At 69.0% G+C, this 5358-nt stretch carries 3 protein-coding genes; 2 read left to right on the top strand and 1 reads right to left on the bottom strand.

Annotation, left to right across the window (positions count from 1 at the left end):
* Window positions 1-150 precede the first annotated feature (150 nt).
* Complete coding sequence (locus tag AB4Y84_RS12155; protein ID WP_442244558.1) at window positions 151-2946, top strand: beta-glucosidase; 2796 nt, start codon at window positions 151-153, stop codon at window positions 2944-2946.
* 102 nt (window positions 2947-3048) lie between these two features.
* Here the strand turns inward: AB4Y84_RS12155 and AB4Y84_RS12150 are convergent, their stop codons facing one another.
* On the bottom strand, window positions 3049-3954 hold the full coding sequence (locus AB4Y84_RS12150) for a LysR family transcriptional regulator (protein ID WP_394197212.1): 906 nt from the start codon (window positions 3952-3954) through the stop codon (window positions 3049-3051).
* Window positions 3955-4058: 104 nt separating this feature from the next.
* Between AB4Y84_RS12150 and AB4Y84_RS12145 the strand changes: the two genes are divergently transcribed.
* Window positions 4059-5358: MFS transporter (locus AB4Y84_RS12145; RefSeq protein WP_442250198.1), on the top strand; the 1300-nt coding region annotated here is incomplete at its 3' end.

Here is a 5358-nt window from a genome sequence, read left to right as displayed (position 1 = left end):
GTCACGCACGGGAGGAGGGTCCCGCGCGCAGACCGGCCCGTCCTCTGGCCTGCAAGGCGTTGCCCGGCAACGCATGCGCGGCATGACGCTGCACCCTTCGGCGGCACTTTCCCTGGACCGATTGCCTTGGCAACGGAATTACGCCCGCCGATGAAAACGTTTACAAAGCCGCTCGCCCTGTCCCTGGCCCTGTCTGCCGCACTGGCCACCCCGGCCTGGGCCGACTCCGCCGCCTTCACCGTGCTGACGCTGGAACAGGCGCCGACCGCGGACGCGATGCCGGCCCTGGCTGCCCAGTTGAAGACCCTGCAGGTGGATGCGGTCAGCGTTCGCCAGGTACAGCGCGGCATCGGCCAGGTCGATCCGCTGCAGCTGCTGGCCGATGGCCTGGGCTACCAGTACCGCTTCATCGCCGCCGGCAAGGATGACGGCCAGACCCAGCACGGCCAGGCCGTGCTGACCCGGCTGCCGATCGCCGCCGAATCCGGCCCCGACCAGCCGGGCCTGAACTACCTGCGCCTGGATGACGGCCGCCATGCAGTGGCGGTGTACACCGACGCTGGCGCCGGTGCTTCGCAGTTGCCGGCACTGGTGTCGCGTTCGCGACTGGGCGCGCCGGCGGTGCTGCTCGGCGCGGTGGCCGGTGAATCGGCCAAAGCGGCCGGCTTCGATCCGGCACGCGTGGCCCTGGAGGCCGATGCCAGCTATTTCAGCGATGGCTTCCAGGCCGCCAGCAGTGCGCCGTTCAAGGTTGAAGGCAGCGCGCTGCGTGCAACCCTGCTGACCCTGGCCTATGCGGCTGACAAGGGCGGYGAGCAGCCGTGGATGGATACCACGCTCACCGCCGATGCGCGCGCTGCGCTGCTGCTGAAGGCGATGACCGGGGACGAGAAGTTCCAGATGCTGCACAGCTACTTCGGGCTGGGCAAGGACGGTGGCAAGCTGCCGGAAGGTGCGGTGGGTTCGGCCGGTTTCGTGCCGGGCGTAGCGCGCCTGGGCATTCCGTCGCAGCAGTCGGCCGACGCCGGCGTGGGCGTGACCAATCCCGGTGGCATCCGCCCGGGCGATTTCGCCACCGCCATGCCGTCGGGCCCGTCCACGGCGTCCACCTGGAACCGCGGTGTTGCCTTTGCCGGTGGCGCGACGATGGGCCGCGAAGCCTGGCAGCAGCGCTTCAACATCCTGCTGTCCGGCAGCGTCAACCTGCAGCGTGACCCGCGCAATGGCCGTAACTTCGAATACGCCGGTGAAGACCCGCTGCTGGCCGGTTCGATGGTCGGAGCAGTGATCCAGGGCGTGCAGAGCCAGCACGTGATCTCCTCGATGAAGCACTTCGCGCTGAACGACATGGAGACCCGCCGCAACTTCCACGACGTGCGCATTGGCGAGCAGGCCATGCACGAGTCGGACCTGCTGGCGTTCGAGATCGCGCTGGAAGCCGGCCGCCCGGGCGTGGCGATGTGCTCGTACAACAAGATCAACGGCACCTACGGCTGCGAAAACGGCTACCTGATGAACCAGGTGCTGAAGCAGGAGTGGAAATTCCCCGGTTTCGTGATGTCCGACTGGGGCGGCGTGCACAGCGGTTCGAAGGCCGCGCTGGCCGGCCTGGACCAGCAGTCGGCCGGTGAAGTGTTCGATGCGGCGGTGTTCTTCGATGAGCCGCTGCGCCTTGCCGTGCACGGCGGCGTGGTACCGCAGGCGCGCCTGAACGACATGGTCGCGCGCATCCTGCGCACGATGTTCCTGCACGGCAACTTCGACAACCCGCCGCAGCACCAGAAGGTCGACGCCGAAGCCGGTTTCGCCGTGGCCCAGCGCACGGTGGAAGAAGGCAGCGTGCTGCTGCGCAATGAAGGCAGTCTGCTGCCGCTGGCCGACAGCGCCAAGCGCATCGTCATCATCGGTGGCCATGCCGACAAGGGCGTGATCGGTGGCGGTGGTTCGTCGATGGTGGGCGTCACGGCCAAGGGCACCAACGCGGTGCCGGGCGTGCTGCCGACCACCTGGCCGGGCCCGGTGATTTTCCATCCGTCCTCGCCGCTGGAATCGCTGCGTGCCGCGCGTCCGGACGCCACCATCACCTATGTGGACGGCACCAATGCCGCCGCTGCGGCCAAGGCTGCTGCACAGGCGGACGTGGCCATCGTGTTCGCCACCCAGTGGGCGGCCGAATCGGTGGACCTGCCGGACATGCAGCTGCCGGACAACCAGGATGCGCTGATTTCGGCGGTGGCCAAGGCCAACCCGAAGACCGTGCTGGTGCTGGAAACCAACGGCCCGGTGCGTACGCCGTGGCTGGCGCAGGTGCCGGCGGTGCTGCAGGCCTGGTACCCGGGTATCCGTGGCGGTGAAGGCATTGCCGCACTGCTGACCGGCCAGGCCAATCCGTCCGGCCGCCTGCCGGTGACCTGGGTGGTGGACGAATCGCAGTTGCCGCGCCCGCACATCGATGGCCTTGGCTTCAAGCCGGCCAAGCCGTTCGGCGATGTGTTCGATTTCGATATCGAAGGCGCCAACGTCGGCTACAAGTGGATGGCGGCCAAGGGCCTGACCCCGACCTTCGCCTTCGGCCACGGCCTGTCCTACACCTCCTTCGCCTATGAAAACCTGAAGGTGAGCGTGGAGGGTTCGCGCCTGGTTGCCAGCGTCGACATCCGCAACACCGGCAAGCGCGCCGGTGCCGACGTCGCCCAGCTGTACCTGAAGCTGCCGGCCGGCAGCGCCACGCCGATCCGCCTGATCGGCTACGACAAGGTGGAGCTGCAGCCGGGCGAACAGCGCCGCATCCGCATCGAAGCCGAGCCGAAGACCCTGGCGCATTACGATGCGCAGGCACGCCAGTGGAAGATCGCCGGCGGCACCTACCAGGTGCAGTTGTCGCGCAACGCCGCCGAGCCGCTGCAGACGGTGGACGTGCAGCTGGTGGAGCAGGTGCTGCGCTGATCTGCTGAGGTACTGATGGTTGAAGACACGGCCCCGCAAGGGGCCGTGTCTGTTTACGGGGTGCCGCTGCGCTCGCCGGGCCATGCCCGGCGGGCGAAGGATTCAGCTGGCGTCGTCACCAAACCACCCGCGCAGGAAATCGATCAGCTGCCGCACCTTCGGCGAGGGCTGGCTGCTGTGCGGGTACACCGCGTACACGCTCTGCTGCGGGAAACGATGCTGGCGCAGCACCGGCCGCAGGCGGTCGTGCGCGAGATCGTCCTCGACCAGCCAGCGTGGCAGCACGGTCACTCCTGCGCCGGCCACGGCGAACGCGCGCAGGCTGCTGGCCCCATCCACGCGTATCACCGCGTTGCCCGGATTGGTGGCGAACAATGCATCGCTGCCATCCGGCGCGACCACCGGCACATCGGCCAAGCGCGGATAGCCGAGGCGGGGCAGGGTGCCCAGCAGTACCGGATCATCCGCGGCCTCGGCGGACCCCAGGCGCGCCAGCAATGCCGGAGCGGCGACCGCGCACAGCGGGTGACGTTCCAGCTCGGTGGCGTGCAGTTGCGAATCGGGCAGGCGGCCGAGGCGGATCGCCAGGTCGAAGCGCTCGGGAATCAGGTCGGCCGGGGCTGGCGAGGTCGATAGATGCAGCGCCAGCGCTGGATGCTGCGCGCGGAAGGCTTCCAGTGCTGGAATCAGCCGCAGCTGCGCGTACTCCGGGGTGGTGGTCAGGCGCAGTACGCCCTGCAGTTGATGCTGGTCGCGGCGCGCGGCATCGATGGCGGCCTGCGCGGCATCCAGTGCCTGCACGCAGTGCTGCAGGAACTGTTCGCCGGCCTCGGTCAGCGCCAGGTGGCGGGTACTGCGCAGCAGCAGGGTTACCCCCAGCTCCTGCTCCAGCCGCTTCAGGTTGAAGCTGACCACGGCCCGGCTCAGGCCCAGGCGCTCGGCGGCGGCGGTCAGGCTGCCGGCCTCGACCACGGCACGGAAGATATCGAAGCGATCGAGGCTGACCATGGTGGGTGATTGTCAAAACAGGTTTGACAGTGTTGCAGCTGCCGTCGTGTTTTTCCAACAACGCTGGTCCGCCATGCTGACGCCTTCGTTGCTGGAGCCTGCTGATGCCTTCCCCACGCCTGCGCCATGAGGCGATCTTCCTGCTGGTGTTCGCCCTGGACCTGGTCAACATGTTCATCGCCACCGTGGCCTACCCGGCGCTGGCGGCCGAGCTGCATGCGGACATCGGCACCCTGGCCTGGGTGGGCACGGCCTACATGCTGGGCCTGAGCGTGGTGATTCCGCTGGCCCCGTGGCTGGCCGCGCGCTGCGGCGAGCGTCGCCTGCTGCTGGCTGCCTTGGTGCTGTTCGCGGTGGCTGCGGGCCTGGCCGGGGCTGCGCCGTCCATCGGCTGGCTGCTGGGCTGGCGGCTGCTGCAGGGGTTGGCTGGCGGGCTGCTGATTCCGGTGGCGCAGGCGGCGGCGTACCGGCAGTGCACGCCTGAGCAACGCGGTGCGCTGACCCGGCGCATCCTGCTGGTGGCGTTGCTGGTGCCGGCACTTGCACCAGCTCTTGGCGGCCTGCTGGTGAAGTGGCTGTCCTGGCGCGGCGTGCTGTGGGCCAGCCTGCCGCTGGCGGTGCTGGCGATCGCCCTGGTGCTGGCGTGGATGCCCGCTGATGGCCTGCGCAGTGCGCCACGCCTGCAGGGCTATGCACTGGCCACCGCGATGTCTGCGCTGGGCGCGTTGCTGCTGGCATTGACCTGGCTGGGTGAGCCCGGCCATCGCTTCGCCGGCGCAGGGTTGCTGCTGCTGGCAGCAGTGCTGGCCGTCGCCCACCTGCGTAATGCACGCCGGCAGCCGCAGCCGCTGCTGCGCTGGTCGCTGCTGTCCCATCGAGGCCTGCGCATGGCGATGCTGGTCTATCTGGCGGTGCCGGGTGTGTTCATCGGCAGCCAGCTGGCCAGTACCCTGCAGCTGAACCACGCCGGTTACAGTGCCGCGCAGATCGGCGCCCTGATGCTGCCGTGGGCGTTGGCCTCGGCACTGGCGATCACCGGCAGCCGGCGCTTGCTGGCGCGCTTCGGGCCGGGCTCGGTGCTGCGGCTGGGCATGGTCCTGCAGGCCAGCGGTCTGCTGCTGATGGCGCTGCAATCGCAGCCCCCCTTCGCGCTGGCCGCCATGCTGTTCGCCTTGATGGGCGCTGGCGGCAGCCTGTGCAGCAGCACCGCGCAGACGCTGGCGTTCCATGGTGTGGACGCCGAGGCGCTGGGCGATGCCAGTGCACTGTGGAACCTCAACCGCCAGCTCAGCTTCTGCCTGGGCACCGCCGCCATCGCCCTGCTGCTGGCCTTGGCCATGCAGTGGTGGCCGGCGCATGCCACCAGCGCGGCGCTGGGCCTGGCGGCCGTACTCACCCTGTTGC

Source organism: Stenotrophomonas sp. 2YAF22 (genome assembly GCF_052114665.1).
GTDB classification, from domain to species: Bacteria; Pseudomonadota; Gammaproteobacteria; order Xanthomonadales; family Xanthomonadaceae; genus Stenotrophomonas; species Stenotrophomonas indicatrix.
This window is presented reverse-complemented; position numbering and strand designations above follow the sequence as displayed.